The 19,022-nt window shown below is 70.7% G+C and carries 14 protein-coding genes; 10 read left to right on the top strand and 4 right to left on the bottom strand.

The features are described from left to right. Positions 1–124 precede the first annotated feature (124 nt). From ACZ3H8_RS12510 to ACZ3H8_RS12495, 4 genes are all read right to left on the bottom strand, one after another. A complete protein-coding gene (locus ACZ3H8_RS12510; RefSeq protein WP_467400692.1) occupies positions 125–2,575 on the bottom strand; it encodes a transglutaminase TgpA family protein in 2,451 nt (816 codons plus the stop codon). Continuing rightward, positions 2,572–3,930, bottom strand: a complete 1,359-nt coding sequence (locus tag ACZ3H8_RS12505) for a DUF58 domain-containing protein (protein WP_467400689.1) — start codon at positions 3,928–3,930, stop codon at positions 2,572–2,574. The genes ACZ3H8_RS12510 and ACZ3H8_RS12505 overlap by 4 nt, the downstream gene beginning before the upstream one ends. Continuing rightward, a complete protein-coding gene (locus tag ACZ3H8_RS12500) occupies positions 3,930–4,976 on the bottom strand; it encodes an AAA family ATPase (protein WP_467400687.1) in 1,047 nt (348 codons plus the stop codon). The genes ACZ3H8_RS12505 and ACZ3H8_RS12500 overlap by 1 nt, the downstream gene beginning before the upstream one ends. 200 nt (positions 4,977–5,176) lie before the next feature. After that, positions 5,177–5,719 carry a beta-class carbonic anhydrase gene (locus ACZ3H8_RS12495; protein WP_467400685.1) on the bottom strand — a complete coding sequence of 181 codons (543 nt, stop codon included), beginning with the start codon at positions 5,717–5,719 and terminating at the stop codon, positions 5,177–5,179. Positions 5,720–6,046: 327 nt separating this feature from the next. Between ACZ3H8_RS12495 and rsmH the strand changes: the two genes are divergently transcribed. From rsmH to ACZ3H8_RS12445, 10 genes are all read left to right on the top strand, one after another. Next, the gene (gene rsmH, locus ACZ3H8_RS12490; RefSeq protein WP_467400683.1) at positions 6,047–7,000 is read left to right on the top strand and encodes a 16S rRNA (cytosine(1402)-N(4))-methyltransferase RsmH; all 954 of its coding nucleotides are present in this window, start codon (positions 6,047–6,049) and stop codon (positions 6,998–7,000) included. Then, positions 6,997–7,602 carry a cell division protein FtsL gene (gene ftsL / locus ACZ3H8_RS12485; RefSeq protein WP_467400682.1) on the top strand — a complete coding sequence of 202 codons (606 nt, stop codon included), beginning with the start codon at positions 6,997–6,999 and terminating at the stop codon, positions 7,600–7,602. The genes rsmH and ftsL overlap by 4 nt, the downstream gene beginning before the upstream one ends. A gap of 4 nt (positions 7,603–7,606) precedes the next feature. Beyond that, the gene (locus tag ACZ3H8_RS12480) at positions 7,607–9,538 is read left to right on the top strand and encodes a peptidoglycan D,D-transpeptidase FtsI family protein (protein WP_467400680.1); all 1,932 of its coding nucleotides are present in this window, start codon (positions 7,607–7,609) and stop codon (positions 9,536–9,538) included. Between the two features lie 16 nt (positions 9,539–9,554). Then, positions 9,555–11,255, top strand: coding sequence for a UDP-N-acetylmuramoyl-L-alanyl-D-glutamate--2,6-diaminopimelate ligase (locus ACZ3H8_RS12475; protein WP_467400677.1), 1,701 nt, complete (start codon positions 9,555–9,557; stop codon positions 11,253–11,255). After that, positions 11,255–12,661 (top strand): UDP-N-acetylmuramoyl-tripeptide--D-alanyl-D-alanine ligase, encoded by a 1,407-nt coding sequence (locus ACZ3H8_RS12470; RefSeq protein WP_467400675.1) that lies wholly within the window; start codon positions 11,255–11,257, stop codon positions 12,659–12,661. The genes ACZ3H8_RS12475 and ACZ3H8_RS12470 overlap by 1 nt, the downstream gene beginning before the upstream one ends. Further along, positions 12,658–13,728, top strand: a complete 1,071-nt coding sequence (gene mraY, locus ACZ3H8_RS12465) for a phospho-N-acetylmuramoyl-pentapeptide-transferase (RefSeq protein ID WP_307664036.1) — start codon at positions 12,658–12,660, stop codon at positions 13,726–13,728. The genes ACZ3H8_RS12470 and mraY overlap by 4 nt, the downstream gene beginning before the upstream one ends. After that, positions 13,710–15,146, top strand: a complete 1,437-nt coding sequence (murD, locus tag ACZ3H8_RS12460) for a UDP-N-acetylmuramoyl-L-alanine--D-glutamate ligase (protein ID WP_467400672.1) — start codon at positions 13,710–13,712, stop codon at positions 15,144–15,146. The genes mraY and murD overlap by 19 nt, the downstream gene beginning before the upstream one ends. Before the next feature lie 368 nt (positions 15,147–15,514). Further along, the gene (gene ftsW / locus ACZ3H8_RS12455; RefSeq protein WP_467401285.1) at positions 15,515–16,834 is read left to right on the top strand and encodes a putative lipid II flippase FtsW; all 1,320 of its coding nucleotides are present in this window, start codon (positions 15,515–15,517) and stop codon (positions 16,832–16,834) included. A gap of 6 nt (positions 16,835–16,840) precedes the next feature. Further along, positions 16,841–17,935 carry an undecaprenyldiphospho-muramoylpentapeptide beta-N-acetylglucosaminyltransferase gene (gene murG / locus ACZ3H8_RS12450; protein WP_398987818.1) on the top strand — a complete coding sequence of 365 codons (1,095 nt, stop codon included), beginning with the start codon at positions 16,841–16,843 and terminating at the stop codon, positions 17,933–17,935. Between the two features lie 15 nt (positions 17,936–17,950). Beyond that, positions 17,951–18,757 carry a cell division protein FtsQ/DivIB gene (locus tag ACZ3H8_RS12445; protein WP_467400670.1) on the top strand — a complete coding sequence of 269 codons (807 nt, stop codon included), beginning with the start codon at positions 17,951–17,953 and terminating at the stop codon, positions 18,755–18,757. Positions 18,758–19,022: the final 265 nt, after the last annotated feature.

Genomic DNA, 19,022 nt, shown 5'->3' with positions numbered 1-19,022 from the left:
ACGCTCAAGAGCGTCGCCCCTCACCGTTTCTCGTACAGCATCTCGAGTTCTCGCACAGCACCTGACTTCTCGTACGGCAACTCGCGCGGGGAGTCGGGCCGGGCTCGCGCCCGGCCCGCTGCCGTCAGCCCCGCTGCCGGGATGCGCGGCGCAGGATCCCCGACCACCGGCCGGCCGACCACTGGCTTCCGGACCACCGGTCAAGACGCCAGCGGCGCACGCCCCACCGGTCCGTGACGGACGCCCAGCGCGCCGACAGAGCCCACACCACTCGGACGGTGGAGCGGGGCGCGAGCAGTGCCCTCAGCCGCGTACCGCGGCTCACCGCGGCCCCGAGCCCGGCCCGGATCTCCTCGGCGTCATCCGCCAGCCCCGTGCCCGGCCGGGGCACCGGCGCATACAGCACCTGCTCCACCGCACTGGCCACCCGGTGCACTGCGTCGGCCGCCTCGCCCTCCAGCTGTCCCAGCCGGACGATGCGGGCAGCGGCCTTGCGCGGCGTCTGCGATTCGTCGGGCAGGATGCCGTGGTCCCACGCCGTATCGGAGATCTCCTGCCACGCCGCCAGCGTCCGGGCCGCTGCGTCCTCGGACGTGCGCCCGCTGGAGCCGAGGCGTCGCGCGCGCACCCTGATCCGCCACAGCATCGGCAGCAGCGGCACCAGCACCACCGCCACCACGGCCAGGCTCACACCCAGCACGGTCCCCAGCGGGGTCCCGGGGTCGGTCGGCGGCAGGATCTCCTGCGGAGCGGCCGCGCCGCACTCGCCGAGCTGCCTCGCCTGCGCCGGGCAGGTGTCCGACACCGAAGGCGCGGCCGACGGCGTCGCCGGAGCGCTGGTCTCGGGCTGGGTCGGGTTGGTCGCCCCGCCGGACGGTGACTCCGGGCGCGTGTAGTCGGGCGCGGAGCCCCGGCTCGGGGTCGGCTCGAACCGTGTCCACCCCACGCCCTCGAAGTACAGCTCCGGCCAGGCGTGCGCCTCGCGCAGTCCGACCGACACGGTGCCGTCCGCCCGCGGGGAGCCCGGGGTGAAGCCCACCGCGACCCGCGCCGGTATGCCCAGCGTCCTGGCCATCGCGGCCATCGAGAACGAGAAGTGGACGCAGAAGCCTTCTTTCTCCCTCAGGAAGCGGGAGATCGCGTTGACGCCGGTGCCCGACTGCACCTGGGTGTCGTAGCGGAAGCCGCCCTCGATCGCGAACCAGTCCTGGAGCTTGACCGCCCGCTCGTAGTCGTTCGTCGCGCCCCTGGTCACCGCCTTCGCGGTGTTTCTGACCACGTCGGGAAGCGCATCGGGAACCCGGGTGTACTCGCGCAGCAGCTCGGGGGGCGGGGTGGGCGCGCTTGCCAGCTGATCCGGCGTCGGCTTCACCAGCAGGCTGGTGACGGAGTACTGCGCGCCGCGGGTGTCCTGACCACGGTCACCCACCAGGGTCCGGCCGGCGGGCTCGTAGCGCCAGCGTCCGTTGATCTTTACCTGCGTCGCCGGGTAGGGGAGCGGCAGCCAGCTCTGCTTGTACGAGCCCGCGGCCGAGATGTTCGTCTTGATCTCGGTGACGCCTACGGACGTGCTCAGGCCGTCCGGCTGCGGAAGCCGGTCCGGCACGTCCTTGACCTTGCGCTCCGAGGACTTCCACGCAGTCCCGTCGAACTGGTCCAGCGCGACGATCCGCAGATAGAGGTCCTTGGTCTCCGTCGCGTTGGTGCGGTACCGGATGACCTCGCGGTCCTCCGGCTGGTTGAGGCTGTCCTGCAGTGAGACCAGCGGGTTCACCGCGGAGATGGTGCCGCCGCCGGAGCCCGGGCCGTCACCGCTGCCCGTGCTGTCCAGCAGACCGCCGTCCAGTGCGGGCAGGGCCGCCGGGACCACAAGCGCGACGCCCAGCGCGAGCGCGCCGATCCGGCGGCCCGTACGGACCGGTGCCAGGGCATTGCCGCCCGCCGATTCGAGCCCGGCTGGGGTGCGTCCCTGCCCTGGCGCGGCACCGCCGAAGACGCGGCCCCACTGGGAGAGCCGGTCCCGGCCCTCGGCCAGCAGGAGCAGCAGATATCCGGAGGCCGCGAGCAGGAACCACATCCAGCTCGCACCGCCGGACAGGCCCGCGGCCACCGAGTACAGCGCCAGCAGCGGCAGCCCGGCCGGGGCGGAACTGCGGAACGTCACCGCGAGCGCGTCCACCGCCAGGCCGATCAGCAGCACCCCGCCGATCACCATGAGCCTGATGCCGTCGGTCGCCGGCGCCGGGATCGCGTATCGCCCGACGTCCTCGCCACCGGCGTTCAGCAACGTCCCGAACTGCTGGAACGCCTCGGGACCCGGCAGCACGCCGAGAATCGCCTGGCTGCGGGCGAAGACCACGGTGAGCAGCAGCAGCGTGACGAGCGCCTGCACCGTCACCGTCAGCGGCCTGGCCAGCGGCACCCGCCGGGCAAGCGCCCCCACCCCGCTCTGGAGCGCCAGCAGGAACGCCGCCTGCACCATCCAGCTCGCCGGAGCGACCAGCGGCAGCATCGCGCCCGCCGCCATCAGGGTGGCGGCGAAGGCACAGAGAGCCAGCCGTCCGCGACCGCTCATGACCAACCCCCAGAAAAACCGTTCGTACCGCTGCCGGACGACTCGCTGCGCTGTCGGCCCGCCTGCTGCCACAGGTCGGAGAGCGGCGTCCCGGGCGACACTGACAGGGCCGTCCAGCCCGCCTCGCGCAGCAGCCTCAGCCGGTCGTCGACCGCCCCGGCCACCGCGCCGCTCGTCACCCAGGTCCCGCTGTCCAGGACGAAGGCGACAGCCGCGCCGCTGCGCTGCCGCATACGGGCCGCCAGGGCCGCCTGCTCCTCGTCCAGATCGCCGAAGAAGGCGACCAGCAGTCCTTCGTTCCCGCCGCGCAGCACGTCGTACGAGCGCGAGAGCCCGGCCCCGTCGGAGTGGTCGACGACCGCGAGCGTGTCCATCATCAGACCCGCGGAGTCCGCGGACTCCTGGGTGGACCCGGCGAAGCCGTCGGCGCCCTCACTGGGCACCGAGCTTCCGGTGTCCGTCAGCAGCCGGACCGCGAAGCCCCGCTCCAGCATGTGCACCAGGGCCGAGGCCGCGCCCGACACCGCCCACTCGAAGGCCGAGTCGGGACCCGCGCCCTGATAGGCGATCCGCCGGGTGTCGAGCAGCACCGTGCATCTGGCCCGCTGCGGCTGCTCCTCGCGGCGCACCATCAGCTCGCCGTAGCGCGCGGTGGAGCGCCAGTGCACCCGGCGCAGATCGTCGCCGTAGCGGTAGTTGCGCGGGATTATGTCGTCGTCGCCCGCCAGCGCCAGCGAGCGCTGCCGCCCGTCGCCGTACCCCGAGGCCTCGCCCGCCAGCCTCACCGCAGGCAGTGTCTCGGTCCGCGGAATGACGGTGAGGGTGTCGTACGCGCTGAAGGAGCGGGTCAGTTCGCACATCCCGAACGGGTCGCTCAGCCGCAGCTGCAGCGGCCCGAGCGGATAGCGCCCGCGCAGATCCGAACGGACCCGGTACGACACCTCGCGCCGGCCGCCCGCCTCCACCCTGTCCAGCACGAACCGGGGCCGCGGCCCCAGCACGTACGGCACATGGTCCTGGAGCATCAGCAGCCCGGTGGGCAGCCGCGAGACGTTGTCCATGCGCAGGTGGACCCGCGCCTCGGATCCCGCAGGCACCCGCAAGGGCGAGAGCCGCCGGCTGCCCGCGACCCGGTAGCGGGTGCGGTACAGCACGGCCACACAGACCAGCGGCAGCACGGCCAGCAGCAGCCCGACGCGAAGCAGGTCGCCCTGCCCGAGGACATACGCGCACACCGCCGCCGCCACCCCGGCCGCGAAGAAGGAACGCCCGCGTGTGGTGAGCCCGCCCAGGGCCGCCCACAGGCCGCTCGTGTCCTTGCCTTCCGCGGCGGCGGGGACCCCGGCCGACGACATCACAGCCGCCGGGCGCCGGGCTGCTGGCCGTAGAGCGGCGCCTGGGCCGGCCGGCCCGGGACATAGACGCTGTCGGAGCCGCCGGCCGTGGGCACCGGGGTGCGCTGCATGATCTCCAGCACGACCTGCTCCGCCGTACGCCGGTTCAACTGGGCCTGCGCGGTGGGCAGCAGCCGGTGCGCGAGCACCTGCACGGCCAATGCCTGGACATCGTCCGGCAGGGCGTAGTCACGGCCGCTGAGCGCCGCCGAGGCCTTCGCGGCACGCAGCAGATGCAGCGTGGCGCGCGGCGATGCGCCCAGTCTCAGGTCCGCGTGGCTGCGGGTTGCCGCCACCAGCTCCACGGCGTACCGCCGGACGGAATCGGCGACATGGACCGTACGCACAGCGTCGATCAGCTTCACGATGTCGTGGGCGTGGGCCACCGGCTGCAGATCGTCGAGCGGCGAGGCCCCGCCGTGCACATCGAGCATCTGCAGCTCGGCGTCCGCGCTGGGGTAGCCGATCGAAACCCGCGCCATGAAGCGGTCCCGCTGCGCCTCCGGCAGCGGATAGGTGCCCTCCATCTCCACCGGGTTCTGGGTGGCCACCACCATGAAGGGGCTCGGCAGTTCGTACGTATTCCCGTCGATGGTGACCTGGCGCTCCTCCATCGACTCCAGCAGCGCCGACTGCGTCTTGGGCGACGCGCGGTTGATCTCGTCGCCGATCACGATCTGGGCGAAGATCGCACCTGGTTTGAACTCGAAGTCGCGCCGCTGCTGGTCGAAGATCGACACACCGGTGATGTCGGACGGCAGCAGATCCGGCGTGAACTGGATACGCCGCACCGAACAGTCGATGGACCGTGCCAGCGCCTTGGCCAGCATTGTCTTGCCCACGCCCGGCACATCTTCGATCAGCAGATGCCCCTCGGCGAGCAGCACTGTCAGCGAAAGCCGTACGACCTCAGGCTTGCCCTCGATCACACCCTCCACCGACCTGCGGACACGCTCCGCTGTGGTGGTCAGATCTGTGAGGCTCGCTCGATCGTCATAGGTCGTCACCCGGCCCTCCTCGGCCCGTTCTACGGGCCGATGCTCTTCAGACGGCCCGGCCCACCCCGAAACACGGACACCGTCTCCGGAAGCTTCCGGAAGGGTGCCACACACGCATTCTTGTTGCCGTTACCGGGCCGTGTCACTCGCCTGTGGATAAGTGGATGGGATTTGTCGGTGTCGCCCCGCTATATCCGGTGTACGGGCGGTCACGCGGCGGGGTCGATCTCCCGCAGCAGCCCCTCCGTCACATCGAACACAAAGCCCCGGACGTCGTCGGTGTGCGGCAGGAACGGTGAGGTACGCACCCGCTGCATGGACTGCCGTACGTCCTGATCGACATCCCGGAACGCCTCGACCGCCCACGACGGTCGCTGCCCCACTTCGTCCTCCAGCTCGTGCCGGAAGTCCTCCGTCAGACTCTCCAGACCACAGTTGGTGTGGTGGATGAGTATGACGCTGCGGGTGCCCAGCGCCCGCTGGCTGATGGTCAGTGAGCGGATCACATCGTCCGTGACCACACCGCCGGCGTTCCGGATCGTGTGACAGTCGCCCAGCTCCAGGCCGAGCGCGTCGTGCAGGTCCAGCCGGGCGTCCATGCAGGCGACCACGGCCACCTGCAGCACGGGGCGTGCGTCCATCCCCGGATCCTGGAACCCGGCGGCGTAGCGCAGGTTCGCCTCGACGAGACGATCGGTGACCGTCCCGCCGGAACGCGCTGCGTCGGCAGGGTGGTGCGCGGAAGTCGACATGAGGATGACGGTAATGGGCACAGGCAGGCGAGGCCCGCTGTGAGGGGGGACAAAGAAGGTCAATGAGCCTTGTTGTGACCTAACCCACAGGCGTGATGCGGTCGCGTCCGTACGAGTGAAGTGCCCGCTCCCGCGGCCCGTCCCCGCACGCCCCGCGCCACGCGACAGCCGGTTGATTGACCGCCAGGACGCGTGGACTAAAGTGACGCGCAGTTCACGGACACTTCCTGCACATCTTGTAATTTTCGATGTTTCCCCGCGTGTGGCGGCGTACCTGCGGGCGGGGACCCGGCAGTACGTACCCCCGCGCCGGACCTGAGAGGGCGCATGAGTCAGACCCGACACGTCCCGGTGATGCTCCAGCGGTGCCTGGACCTGTTGGCCCCGGCGCTGGACCGGCCGGGCGCGGTGGTCGTCGACTGCACCCTGGGCCTCGGCGGACACAGCGAGGCTCTGCTCACGCAGTTCCCCGAGGTACGCCTGGTCGCACTCGACCGGGACAAGGAAGCGCTGCGGCTGTCCGGCGAACGGCTCGCCCCCTTCGGCGACCGGGCCACCCTGGTGCACGCCGTCTACGACGAGCTCCCCCAGGTCCTCGAGCGTCTGAAGATCCCCCGCGTCCAGGGCATCCTGTTCGACCTCGGCGTCTCCTCCATGCAGCTCGACGAGGCGGACCGCGGATTCGCATACGCCCAGGACGCCCCGCTCGACATGCGCATGGACCAGACGACCGGCGTCAGCGCGGCCGAAGTCCTCAACACCTACCCGCCCGGCGAGCTGGTCCGGATCCTGCGCATGTACGGCGAGGAGAAGCAGGCCAAGCGGATCGTCTCCGCGGTCGTACGGGAACGGGAAAAGGAACCGTTCAGCAACAGCGCCCGGCTCGTCGAGCTGATCCGCGACGCCCTGCCGCAGGCCGCCAAGCGCACCGGCGGCAACCCCGCCAAGCGCACCTTCCAGGCACTGCGCATCGAGGTCAACGGCGAGCTGACCGTCCTGGAGCACGCCATCCCGGCCGCGGTCGGGACGCTCGCCGTCGACGGCCGCATCGCCGTCCTGTCGTACCACTCCCTCGAGGACCGGCTGGTCAAGCAGGTCTTCGCGGCCGGCGCGGCCAACACGGCCCCGCCCGGCCTGCCGGTCGTCCCCGAGGAGTACCAGCCGCGGCTCAAACTGCTGACCCGCGGCGCCGAGCTGCCGACCGAGGAAGAGGTCGCCCAGAACCGCCGCGCGGCGCCCGCGCGGCTCAGGGGAGCGCAGCGCATCCGGGAGGACGTGTGAGCGCAGCGGCCAAGCAGCTGAAGGGGCGGGCCGCGCGGCTCGCCGGGCTGATGCCCTCGAGGCCGAGCACAGCGGCCCGCACCCCCTTCGTCCTGCTGGTCGTGGTGCTCCTCGGCGGCGGGCTGATCACGCTCCTGCTGCTGAACTCCTCGCTCAACCAAGGCTCGTTCAAGCTGAGTGAGCTCAAGCGGAAGACCACCGAACTCACCGACGAGCAGCAGGCGCTGCAACGGGACGTGGACAGCTACTCCGCCCCCGACGCACTGGAGCGGCGGGCCCGCGAGCTCGGCATGGTGCCCGGCGGCAGCCCCGCCTTCCTCGACCCGGACGGCACGGTCCGCGGCGTGCCCCGCCGGGCCACCGGGCGGCCGGTCCCGGTCCCGTCACCCCTGAAGATCCAGGACCCGGTCACCCCGGCCCCTTCGCCCTCGCCATCGTCGTCCCTCGCCGCAGCCCCCTCACCTCCTGCCGCCTCACCCCTTGCTGTGCCGCAGTCACAGCAGTCCGCGCCCGCCCGCACGCCCGCGCCGTCCGCGCCCACCGGGGCGGCCAAGCCGTCGAGCCCGCCCGCGAAGCCGACCCCGACGACCCCCGGCAGGTGACGCAGTGCCCCACAAGCAACCCCCGCGCCGCCGGGTGCCAGGACCTGCCAGGCGGCCGCCCGCCCGACCCGCGCCCCGCCGCCCGCGCCCTGGCCCGCGCGCCTTCAGGCTCGGCAGCCCCCGCCCCCGGCTGCGCCTGGTCAGCCTCGGCCTGACCCTGGTGATGCTGGCCTTCGTCGTACGCCTCCTTCAGGTGCAGGCCGTCGACGCGAGCGCGTACGCCGCCAAGGCGGAGAAGAACCGCTACCTCAGCCACAAGCTCACCGCGGAGCGCGGCGAGATCACCGACCGGGCCGGCATCGCCCTGGCCACCAGCGTCGACGCGCACGACATCACCGCCGACCCGGCGCTGTTCACGCCGAAGGAGAGCAAGGCCCCCGACGCGCCGGAACAGGCGGCCGCGCTGCTCGCCCCGATCCTCGGCAAGGACGCCGCCGAACTCGCCAAGAAGCTCAAGACGCCCAAGTCCCGCTACACCGTGCTGGCCCGTCGCCAGACCCCGCAGGTCTGGAACCAGATCAAGGACCTCAAGGGCGTCTTCGCCGCCAAGGCCGCGGCCGACAAGCGCAAGGGCGGCCCCGGCGCCAATGTGCTGCTCGGCGTCTTCCAGGAGCCGAGCAGCAAACGCGTCTACCCCAACGGCGATCTCGCCGCCGGGATACTGGGCTTCGTCAACGCCGACGGCCGCGGAGGCGGCGGTGTGGAGTCCATGCTCGACAAGGCCCTCGCCGGCCAGGACGGGCAGATCACCTACGCCCAGTCCGGCGGCCGCCGCGTCCCCACCGCGGGCTCCCGCGAGGTTCCCGCCGTCCCCGGCTCCGACATCGAGCTGACCATCGACCGGGACATCCAGTGGGCGGCCCAGGAGGCCATCAGCGACCAGGTGAGGAAGTCCAGGGCCGACCGCGGCTACGTGATCGTGCAGAACACCCAGACCGGCGAGGTCCTCGCCATGGCCAACGCGCCGGGCTTCGACCCCAACGACCTCACCCAGGCCAACTCGGCCGCCATGGGCAACGCCGCACTCCAGGACGCGTACGAGCCGGGCTCCACCGCCAAGGTGATGTCCATCGCCGCCGTGCTGGAGGAGAAGGCCGCCACGCCCGGCACTCACGTCGTCGTCCCCAACCGGCTGCACCGCGGCGACCGGCTCTTCAAGGACGACATCGACCACCCCACCTGGTACCTCACGCTCAACGGCGTACTGGCCAAGTCCAGCAACATCGGCACCATCCTGGCGACCGGCCAGCTCGGCAAGACGCAGCGCGAGGCCAACGCGGTGCTCCACTCGTATCTGCGCAAGTTCGGCATCGGCAGCCCGAGCGGTATCGGCTATCCGGGCGAGACGCCCGGCATCCTCGCCAATCCGCAGGACTGGTCCACCTCGCAGCAGTACACGATCCCCTTCGGCCAGGGCCTCTCCCTCAGCGCCATGCAGGCGGCCTCGGTGTACTCGACGATCGCCAACGACGGCGTACGCATCGAGCCCACCCTGATCCGCGGCACCAAGGGTCCCGACGGCCGCTTCACCCCCGCGCCCGCCCCCGAGCAGACGCGCGTCGTCAGCAAGCAGACCGCCAGGACGCTGGCCACCATGCTGGAGTCGGTCGTCGACGACGAGGAGGGCACCGGCGCCAAGGCCCGTATCCCCGGCTACCGGGTCGCGGGCAAGACCGGCACGGCCAACCGCGTCGACCCGGAACTGGGCCGCTACAAGGGCTACACCGCCTCCTTCGCCGGCTTCGCGCCCGCGGACAAGCCACAGATCACCGTCTACTGCGCCATCCAGAACCCCACCAAGGGCAGCTACTTCGGCGGCCAGATCTGCGGTCCGATCTACCAGAAGGTCATGGAGTTCGCCCTGAAGACCCTCCAGGCCGCCCCGACCGGCGCCGACCCCGCCCGGCTGCCCGTCACCTTCAAACCCGGCCAGTGACCCGGAGGAACCACCAGTGACAACGATCACCTCCGATTCCGGGAACCGGCCGGTCCACGGCAGTGCCCGGAGCCCCTCACTTCGCCCCGGGCCGGGTGCGCCCGGTACGCTCACCGCCGTGTCACATGCTGATCAGTACCGAACCGCCCAGCAGGACGCCCCCGCGAAACAGCCGGGAGCGCCCCGTCCGGACCGGCCCCGCCCGACATCACTCGGGGAGCTGGCCGCCCGGCTGGGTGCGAAGGCTCCCAGTCCCGACGGGGTCACTGGTGAGGTCACCGGCATCACCCACGACTCGCGGGCGGTACGCCCCGGTGACGTGTACGCCGCCCTGCCCGGCGCCCGCCTCCACGGCGCCGACTTCGTCGCGCAGGCCGCGGACCTCGGGGCGGCCGCGATCCTGACCGACCCGACGGGCGCCGAGCGCGCCGCGGCGACAGGCCTGCCGGTCCTGGTGACCGAGAACCCGCGCGGCCGCATGGGCGAGCTCGCCGCCGAGATCTACGGACAGCCCGGCGAGGCCCTCCTCCAGATCGGCATTACCGGCACCTCCGGCAAGACCACGTCGGCGTACCTCGTCGAAGGCGGGCTGAAGGCGGCGGGCCGCAGCACCGGTCTGATCGGCACGGTCGAGATGCGGATCGGCGACGAGCGCATCAAGTCCGAGCGCACCACCCCCGAAGCCACCGACCTCCAGGCCCTGTTCGCCGTCATGCGCGAGCGCGGCGTCGAGGCGGTCGCCATGGAGGTCTCCAGCCACGCCCTCGTGCTGGGCCGGGTCGACGGCTGCGTCTTCGACGTCGCCGTCTTCAACAACCTCAGCCCCGAGCACATGGAATTCCACTCCGGCATGGAGGACTACTTCCTGGCGAAGGCACAGCTGTTCACGCCGAAGCGCAGCAAGCTCGGGGTCGTCAACTTCGACGACGAGTACGGCCGCAGGCTCCTCAAGGAGGCGTCCGTCCCGATCACCAGCTTCTCCGCCGAGGGCCACCCGGATGCCGACTGGCGGGCCGAGAACGTCGAAATCAGCGCAGTCGGCTCGATTTTCACCGCGGTCGGCCCGGGCGGCGAGCGGATCCGCGCCGAGGCCCCGCTGCCCGGGCCGTTCAACGTAGCCAACACCCTGGCCGCCATCGTCACCCTCGCTGTTGCCGGGATCGACCCGCAGACCGCCGCCGACGGCATTGCCGCCGTCCCCGGCGTACCGGGCCGCCTGGAGCGCGTGGAGGCGGGCCAGCCGTATCTCGCCGTCGTCGACTACGCGCACAAGACGGACGCCGTCGAATCGGTGCTGCGTTCCCTGCGCAAGGTCACCGAGGGCAAGGTGCACATCGTTCTCGGCTGCGGCGGCGACCGGGATGTGAACAAGCGCGGCCCGATGGGCGCCGCCGCCGCCCGCCTCGCCGACACCGCCGTACTGACCTCCGACAACCCCCGCTCCGAGGACCCCCTCGCGATCCTCGCCGCGATGCTCGCCGGGGCCGCGGAGGTGCCGATCCACGAGCGCGGCGACGTCCTTGTCGAAGCCGACCGGGCCGCGGCCATCGCGGCGGCCGTCGCCCGCGCGCAGCCCGGCGACACCGTGCTGATCGCCGGCAAGGGCCATGAGCAGGGCCAGGACATCGCCGGCGTGGTCCGCCCCTTCGACGACCGCCAGGTCCTGCGCGCCGCCATCGAGAACGCTGCAATCCATAAAGACAGTGGGATGAAGTAGTGATCGCCCTCTCCCTCGCCGAGATCGCCGAAATCGTCGGCGGGCAGTCGTACGACATACCGGATCCGGCCGTGCGGGTCACCGGCCCCGTCGTCATCGACTCCCGCGCGGTGCGGCCCGGCAGTCTCTTCGCCGCCTTCGCAGGCGAGCACGTCGACGGCCACGACTACGCCGAGCGCGCTGTCGCGGCGGGTGCGGCAGCTGTGCTGGCCACCCGCCCCGTCGGCGTACCCGCGATCGTCGTGCCCGACGTCACCGCCGCGCTCGGCGCCCTCGCAGGCTCCGTCGTCGAACGCCTCGGCACCACTGCCATCGCGCTCACCGGCTCCTCCGGCAAGACCAGCACCAAGGACCTCATCGCCCAGGTCCTGGAGCGCAAGGGCCCCACGGTCTACCCGGCGGGCAATCTGAACAACGAGATCGGTCTCCCGCTGACCGCGCTGCGGGCCACCGAGGACACCGAACACCTCGTTCTCGAGATGGGCGCCCGCTACATCGGCGACATCCGCTACCTCACCGGTCTCGTCCCGCCGAAGGTCGGCCTCGTACTGAACGTCGGCACCGCCCACATCGGCGAGTTCGGCGGCCGCGAGCAGATCGCCGAGGCCAAGGGCGAGATCGTGGAGTGTCTGCCGAAGGACGGCGTGGCCGTCCTCAACGCCGACGACCCTCTCGTACGCGCCATGGCGACCCGCACCAAGGCCCGGGTCGTCCTCTTCGGAGAGGCCGCGGACGCCGACGTACGCGCCGAGAATGTCCGGCTCACCCAACTAGGACAGCCCTCCTTCACGCTCCAAACCCCCACCGGGTGCAGTGACGTGACCATGCGGCTGTACGGTGAGCACCACGTGTCGAACGCGCTCGCCGCGGCCGCCGTCGCCCATGAGCTGGGCATGTCCGTCGACGAGATCGCCCTCGCGCTCTCCGAGGCGGGCACCCTCTCCCGCTGGCGCATGGAGGTCACCGAGCGTCCGGACGGCGTGACGATCGTCAATGACGCCTACAACGCGAACCCCGAGTCCATGCGAGCCGCCCTTCGTGCGCTCGCGGCCATGGGCAAAGGGCGCCGTACGTGGGCGGTGCTCGGCCAGATGGCCGAGCTCGGCGACGAAGCGCTCGCCGAGCACGACGCGGTCGGGCGGCTCGCCGTCCGGCTCAACGTCAGCAAGCTCGTCGCAGTCGGGGGCAGGGAAGCGTCCTGGTTGCAACTGGGCGCATATAACGAGGGTTCGTGGGGTGAGGAGTCGGTGCACGTGTCCGACGCGCAGGCGGCGGTCGACCTGTTGCGCAGTGAACTGCGTCCGGGAGACGTCGTGCTGGTGAAGGCTTCCAGGTCGGTCGGGCTCGAGCGGGTCGCCCAGGCACTGCTCGAGAACACCACCGAGGGCGAGGTCGCCGGCCGATGAGGCAGATCCTCTTCGCGGGAGCCATCGGGCTCTTTCTGACCCTGGTCGGTACCCCGCTGCTGATCAAACTCCTGGCCCGCAAGGGATACGGGCAGTTCATCCGGGACGACGGCCCGCGCAGCCACGGCAGTAAGAAGGGCACGCCCACCATGGGCGGTATCTCCTTCATCCTGGCCACGCTCATCGCATACGCCCTCGCCAAGGTGATCACCGGAGAGGACCCGACATTCTCGGGTGTGCTGGTGCTCTTCCTGATGGCGGGCATGGGCCTGGTCGGCTTCCTGGACGACTACATCAAGATCGTCAAGCAGCGCTCGCTCGGTCTGCGGGCCAAGGCCAAGATGGCCGGACAGCTGATCGTCGGCATCGCCTTCGCCGTGCTGTCACTGCAGTTCGCCGACAGCCGCCATCAGACCCCTGCCTCCACCAAGCTGTCGTTCATCACGGACTTCGGCTGGTCGATCGGCCCGGTGATCTTCGTCGTCTGGGCGCTGTTCATGATTCTCGCGATGTCCAACGGCGTGAATCTGACGGACGGACTGGACGGCCTGGCCACTGGCGCTTCGGTGATGGTCTTCGGTGCGTACACCTTCATCGGGCTCTGGCAGTTCCAGGAGTCCTGCGCCAACGCGGTGACGCTGACCAACCCCAACGCCTGCTTCGAAGTACGAGATCCGCTCGATCTGGCTGTCGTCGCCTCCGCCCTGATGGGCTCCTGCTTCGGCTTCCTGTGGTGGAACACCTCGCCCGCCAAGATCTTCATGGGCGACACCGGTTCGCTCGCCCTCGGTGGCGCGCTCGCGGGTCTGGCCATCTGCTCCCGTACGGAGCTCCTGCTGGCCCTTCTCGGCGGACTCTTCGTCCTGATCACCATGTCCGTGGTCATCCAGGTCGGCTCCTTCAAGATGACCGGCAAGCGGGTCTTCCGGATGGCGCCGCTCCAGCATCACTTCGAACTCAAGGGGTGGTCCGAAGTCCTTGTGGTGGTCCGCTTCTGGATCATCCAGGGCATGTGCGTCATCGTGGGTCTGGGCCTCTTCTACGCGGGATGGGCAGCCGACAAGTGAGCACCTGGCAGGGCAAGAAGGTCACCGTCGCGGGTCTGGGCGTGAGCGGCATCCCCGCCGCCCGGGTACTGCACGGCCTCGGCGCCGTCGTCACGGTCGTCAACGACGGGGACGACGAGCGCTCCCGTGCGCAGGCGGCCGAACTGGAGGCGGAGGGAATCACCGTCCGCCTCGGCGACGGTGCGACCTTGCCCGCCGGGACCGAGCTCATCGTCACCACGCCCGGCTGGAAGCCGGACAAGCCGCTCTTCGCGGCCGCCGCAGAGGCGGGCGTCCCGGTATGGGGCGACGTCGAACTGGCGTGGCGCCTGCGGGGGCGGGACGGTAGAAAAGCAGCGCCGTGGCTCGCGGTCACCGGCACCAACGGCAAGACCACGACCGTACGGATGCTCGCCTCGATCCTCGAGGCCGCGGGCCTGCGCACGGCGGCCGTCGGCAACATCGGCGTCTCGCTGCTCGACGCGGTCCTCGGCGACGAGACGTACGACGTACTCGCCGTCGAGCTCTCCAGCTACCAGCTGCACTGGGCGCCTTCGCTGCGCGCCCACTCCGCCGCCGTGCTCAACATCGCGCCGGACCACCTCGACTGGCACGGCTCCATGGAGGCGTACGCCGCCGACAAGGGCCGGATCTACGCGGGCAACACCGTCGCCTGCGTCTACAACGCCGCCGACAAGGCGACCGAGGACCTGGTGCGCGATGCGGACGTCGAGGAGGGCTGCCGGGCGATCGGCTTCACCCTCGCCGCGCCGGGGCCCTCCCAGGTGGGAGTCGTCGAGGGGATCCTGGTCGACCGCGCCTTCGTGGACAACCGGCAGAAGCAGGCCCAGGAGCTCGCCGAGGTCGCGGACGTCAACCCGCCGGCTCCGCACAACATCGCCAACGCGCTGGCGGCCGCGGCGCTGGCCCGTGCGTACGGCGTCGCGCCCGCCGCCGTACGCGACGGACTGCGCGCCTTCCGCCCCGACCCGCACCGGATCGAGAAGGTCGCCGACGTCGCCGGTGTCGCGTACATCGACGACTCCAAGGCCACCAACACCCATGCCGCGGAGGCGTCCTTGGCGGCCTACGATCCGATCGTGTGGATCGCCGGCGGCCTGGCCAAGGGCGCGACCTTCGACGAACTTGTCGAGAAGTCGGCAAAGCGCCTGCGCGGTGTCGTACTGATCGGCGCGGACCGCGCGCTGATCCGTGAAGCCCTGGTGCGACACGCCCCCGAGGTCCCGGTGGTCGACCTCGACCGGACAGACACTGGGGCGATGTCGGCGGCGGTTCTGGAAGCAGCGCGGCTCGCCCGGCCGGGGGACACGGTTCTGCTGGCCCCGGCCTGCGCCTCGATGGACATGTTCGCCAACTACAACAAGCGAGGCGAGGCGTTCGCGGACGCGGTCCGCGCACTCGCCGCCGAGCCCGCCTGACCGGCCCGGCCGCCGTGCCGTGCCGAGCCTCCCGGGGCCGCCCGGGATTCCGGCGGCCGCACCGGGCACGACTGGAGGGGACAGCGACCATGCCGGCCGACGACACCGCCGCCCGGAGCGCGGCCCGCCCGATCCTCGGCGCCGCGGTACTCCCCCTACGCCCCCAGGGCGTAGGGGGAGTGTCCTCAATCGCCGGACGGGCTGAAAAATCCAGCCCCGTGGGGGTCCCCCCGGACGGAGTCTGGGGGAGATTGAGGAGCGCGGTCCGGTGGGGGTCCCCCCACGCCCTTTGGGGCGCAGGGGGAGGAGCCCCAGTCGGGCTCGGGCCCGCTCTCGCCGGCCCGGTGCCGGCCCACGCCGGACTCGCGCTGCGCAGCCGGGCCGGGGGAGCCGTGCGACGCCCGCCCGCAGCCCGTGGCGCCCGCAGGCCCAGCGATCCCCGGCCGCCCCGGGGAAGCGGCGTACGACGGCTGTACGAGCAGGCGCGCCGGGCCTGGGACCGCCCACTGACCGGCTACTACCTGATCCTCGGCAGCAGCCTGCTGATCACCGTGCTCGGTCTGGTGATGGTCTACTCCGCCTCGATGATCAAGGCGCTCGAGCTGTCGCTCCCGGCCTCGTACTTCTTCCGCAAGCAGTTCCTCGCGGCCGTCCTCGGCACCGGACTGCTGCTGCTCGCGTCCCGGATGCCTGTCAAGCTGCACCGGGCGCTGGCCTACCCGCTCCTGATGGGCACCGTCTTTCTGATGGTGCTCGTCCAGATCCCCGGGATAGGGCATGCGGTCAACGGCAACCAGAACTGGATCTACCTCGGCGGACCGTTCCAGCTCCAGCCCAGTGAGTTCGGCAAGCTGGCGCTGATCCTGTGGGGCGCCGACCTGCTCGCCCGTAAACAGGACAAGCGGCTGCTGACCCAGTGGAAGCACATGCTGGTGCCGCTGGTCCCGGTCGCCTTTCTGCTGCTCGGCCTGATCATGCTCGGCGGCGACATGGGTACGGCGATCATCCTCACCGCGATCCTCTTCGGACTGTTGTGGCTGGCCGGAGCCCCCACCCGGCTGTTCGCGGGGGTGCTGGCCGTCGCCGCTCTCGTCGGGATCATGCTCATCAAGACAAACGAGAACCGGATGTCCCGGCTCTTCTGCGTCGGCGCGATCGACCTCGGCCCCCAGGGCGAGTGCTGGCAGGCTGTCCATGGCATCTATGCTCTTGCCTCCGGCGGATGGTTCGGTTCCGGCCTCGGCGCAAGTGTGGAAAAATGGGGGCAACTCCCAGAACCCCACACCGATTTCATCTTCGCCATCGCGGGGGAGGAACTGGGGCTGGCGGGGACGCTGTCGGTGCTCGCTCTCTTCGCGGCTCTAGGCTATGCGGGTATCCGCGTGGCCGGACGCACGGAGGACCCCTTCGTAAGGTATGCCGCGGGAGGCGTGACCACCTGGATCACGGCCCAGGCCGTGGTCAACATTGGTGCGGTACTCGGTCTGCTGCCGATCGCCGGTGTCCCGCTCCCGCTGTTCTCCTACGGAGGATCGGCCCTGCTGCCGACCATGTTCGCGGTCGGGCTGCTGATCGCCTTCGCGCGAGAGGATCCCGCCGCGAAGGCGGCCCTGGCCATGCGGAGGCCCGGGGTGAGATGGAAGACGATGAGGCGGCGCGTCAAGAAGCGTCCGTCCGGAGAGCGGTGAATTTCGGTGCATGTCGTACTCGCCGGTGGGGGGACCGCCGGCCACATCGAGCCCGCGCTCGCCCTCGCGGACGCCCTGCGCAGGCAGGACCCGGCCGTGGGAATCACGGCCCTGGGCACGGAGAAGGGACTCGAGACCAGGCTCGTGCCCGAGCGCGGCTACGATCTGGCGCTCATCCCCGCCGTTCCGCTGCCGCGCAGGCCCACCCCTGAGCTGATCACCGTCCCCGGGCGGCTGCGCGGCACCATCAAGGCCGCCGAGCAGATCCTGGAGCGTACGAAGGCGGACTGCGTCGTCGGCTTCGGCGGCTATGTCGCGCTGCCCGGCTATCTGGCCGCCAAGCGGCTCGGGGTGCCCATCGTGGTCCACGAGGCCAACGCGCGCCCCGGACTGGCCAACAAGATCGGCTCGCGGTACGCCGCGGGCGTGGCCGTCGCCACGCCGGACAGCAAGCTGCGCAACTCCCGCTACATCGGTATCCCGCTGCGCCACACCATCGCCACCCTCGACCGCGCACGGGTGCGCCCCGAGGCGCGCGCCGCCTTCGGTCTGGACCCCCACCTGCCGACGCTGCTGGTCTCCGGCGGCTCGCAGGGCGCCCGCCGCCTCAACGAGGTGATCCAGCAGATCGCGCCGGTGCTTCAGCGCTCCGGCATCCAGATCCTGCACGCGGTCGGCCCGAAGAACGAACTGCCGCGCGTGGACAACATGCCCGGTATGCCGCCCTACATCCCGGTACCGTACGTGGACCGGATGGACCTCGCGTACGCAGCGGCCGACATGATGCTCTGCCGCGCGGGCGCGATGACCGTCGCCGAACTCTCCGCCGTCGGGCTCCCCGCCGCCTACGTACCCCTGCCGATCGGCAACGGCGAACAGCGGCTGAACGCCCAGCCGGTGGTGAAGGCCGGCGGCGGACTGCTGGTCGACGACGCCGAACTGACCCCCGAGTGGGTCCAGGGCAATGTCCTTCCGGTGCTCGCCGATCCGCACCGGCTGTACGAGATGTCCCGTGCCGCCGCCGAGTTCGGCCGCAGGGACGCCGACGACCTGCTCGTCGGCATGGTGTACGAGGCGATCGCTGCACGCCGCCAGGCGTAAGAAGGGCAGGGGAGCGTGGCCGGACCGACCACCGCCGAACGCGGGGCAGGCAAGTCCCCCGGCGGGAGCGCGGGGTCGGCCCGCCCGCCCCGCCAGGGCTCCCCGGCCCGTCGGCTGCGCCTCCCCGGCCGCCGCGCGCTGCTGATCGCAGCCGCCGCGATCCTGCTCATCGCGGGCGGAATCTGGGTGCTTTACGGCTCCCCGTGGCTGCGTGCGGAGCGCGTCACGACATCGGGCACCGAGGTTCTGACACCGGACGAAGTGACGTCCGCGGCCGCTGTCCCGATCGGTGCGCCGCTGATTTCCGTCGATACGGACGCCATTGAGGCCCGTCTCAGGCATAAGCTGCCCCGTATCGACTCGGTGGATGTCGTTCGGTCATGGCCGCACGGGATCGATCTCAAAGTGACCGAGCGAAAGCCCGTGCTGCTTATCGAAAAGGGCGCAAAGTTCATCGAAGTGGACGCGAAGGGCGTCCGGTTCGCCACGGTGGACGAGGCTCCCAAGGCTGTTCCGCTGCTCGAATTGACAGTGGATCAGTCCCCGAGTCTGCGCCGTTTCGGCGCGGACCGACTCCTTGCCGAGGCGGTACGCGTCCGGGGCGAACTCCCCGGAGAAGTCGTCGCGGACACAAGAGCCCTCACGGTCCACTCATACGACTACATCACCGTGGAGTTGAGCCGGGACCGTACGGTTGTCTGGGGCAGCTCGGAGGACGGCGAGGCGAAGGCGCGCGCTCTCATCGCACTGATGAAAGCCGCGCCGAAGGCCAGGTACTTCGATGTGAGTGCGCCCACCGCCCCTGCCTCGTCAAGGAGTTGACGCCCAAATGTGCTGGCCAGCACCCTGGTTGGTCAGCGCAACGGCTGATCACATAGGGTGAAAAGAAAAACGGGAGGTTCGGCGTGTTCGTTGAACGTGCGCCACTTGTCGACTTAGTGTCCTGTTCGGAAGAGTCCAGCGAACAGACACACTGGTAACCCTAAACTTCAACGTTAGGGTTTGGGTCGGCGTTTCGGACCGTCCCATCGGCATCCGTCGTCGCAGCGCGGCAACCAACGCGAAGCGACGACACGTAACTCGAGGC

The organism is Streptomyces sp. NPDC002868 (genome assembly GCF_055563295.1).
The sequence above is the reverse complement of the archived record's forward strand: the minus strand, read 5'-3'. Positions and strand labels throughout refer to the sequence as shown.

Coding starts and splice junctions, on each gene's coding strand:
- ACZ3H8_RS12495 (WP_467400685.1), bottom strand. CDS start 5,719: ATGTCGACTTCCGCGCACCACCCTGCCGACGCAGCGCGTTCCGGCGGG.
- ACZ3H8_RS12505 (WP_467400689.1), bottom strand. CDS start 3,930: ATGTCGTCGGCCGGGGTCCCCGCCGCCGCGGAAGGCAAGGACACGAGC.
- mraY (WP_307664036.1), top strand. CDS start 12,658: ATGAGGCAGATCCTCTTCGCGGGAGCCATCGGGCTCTTTCTGACCCTG.
- murD (WP_467400672.1), top strand. CDS start 13,710: ATGGGCAGCCGACAAGTGAGCACCTGGCAGGGCAAGAAGGTCACCGTC.
- ACZ3H8_RS12510 (WP_467400692.1), bottom strand. CDS start 2,575: ATGAGCGGTCGCGGACGGCTGGCTCTCTGTGCCTTCGCCGCCACCCTG.
- rsmH (WP_467400683.1), top strand. CDS start 6,047: ATGAGTCAGACCCGACACGTCCCGGTGATGCTCCAGCGGTGCCTGGAC.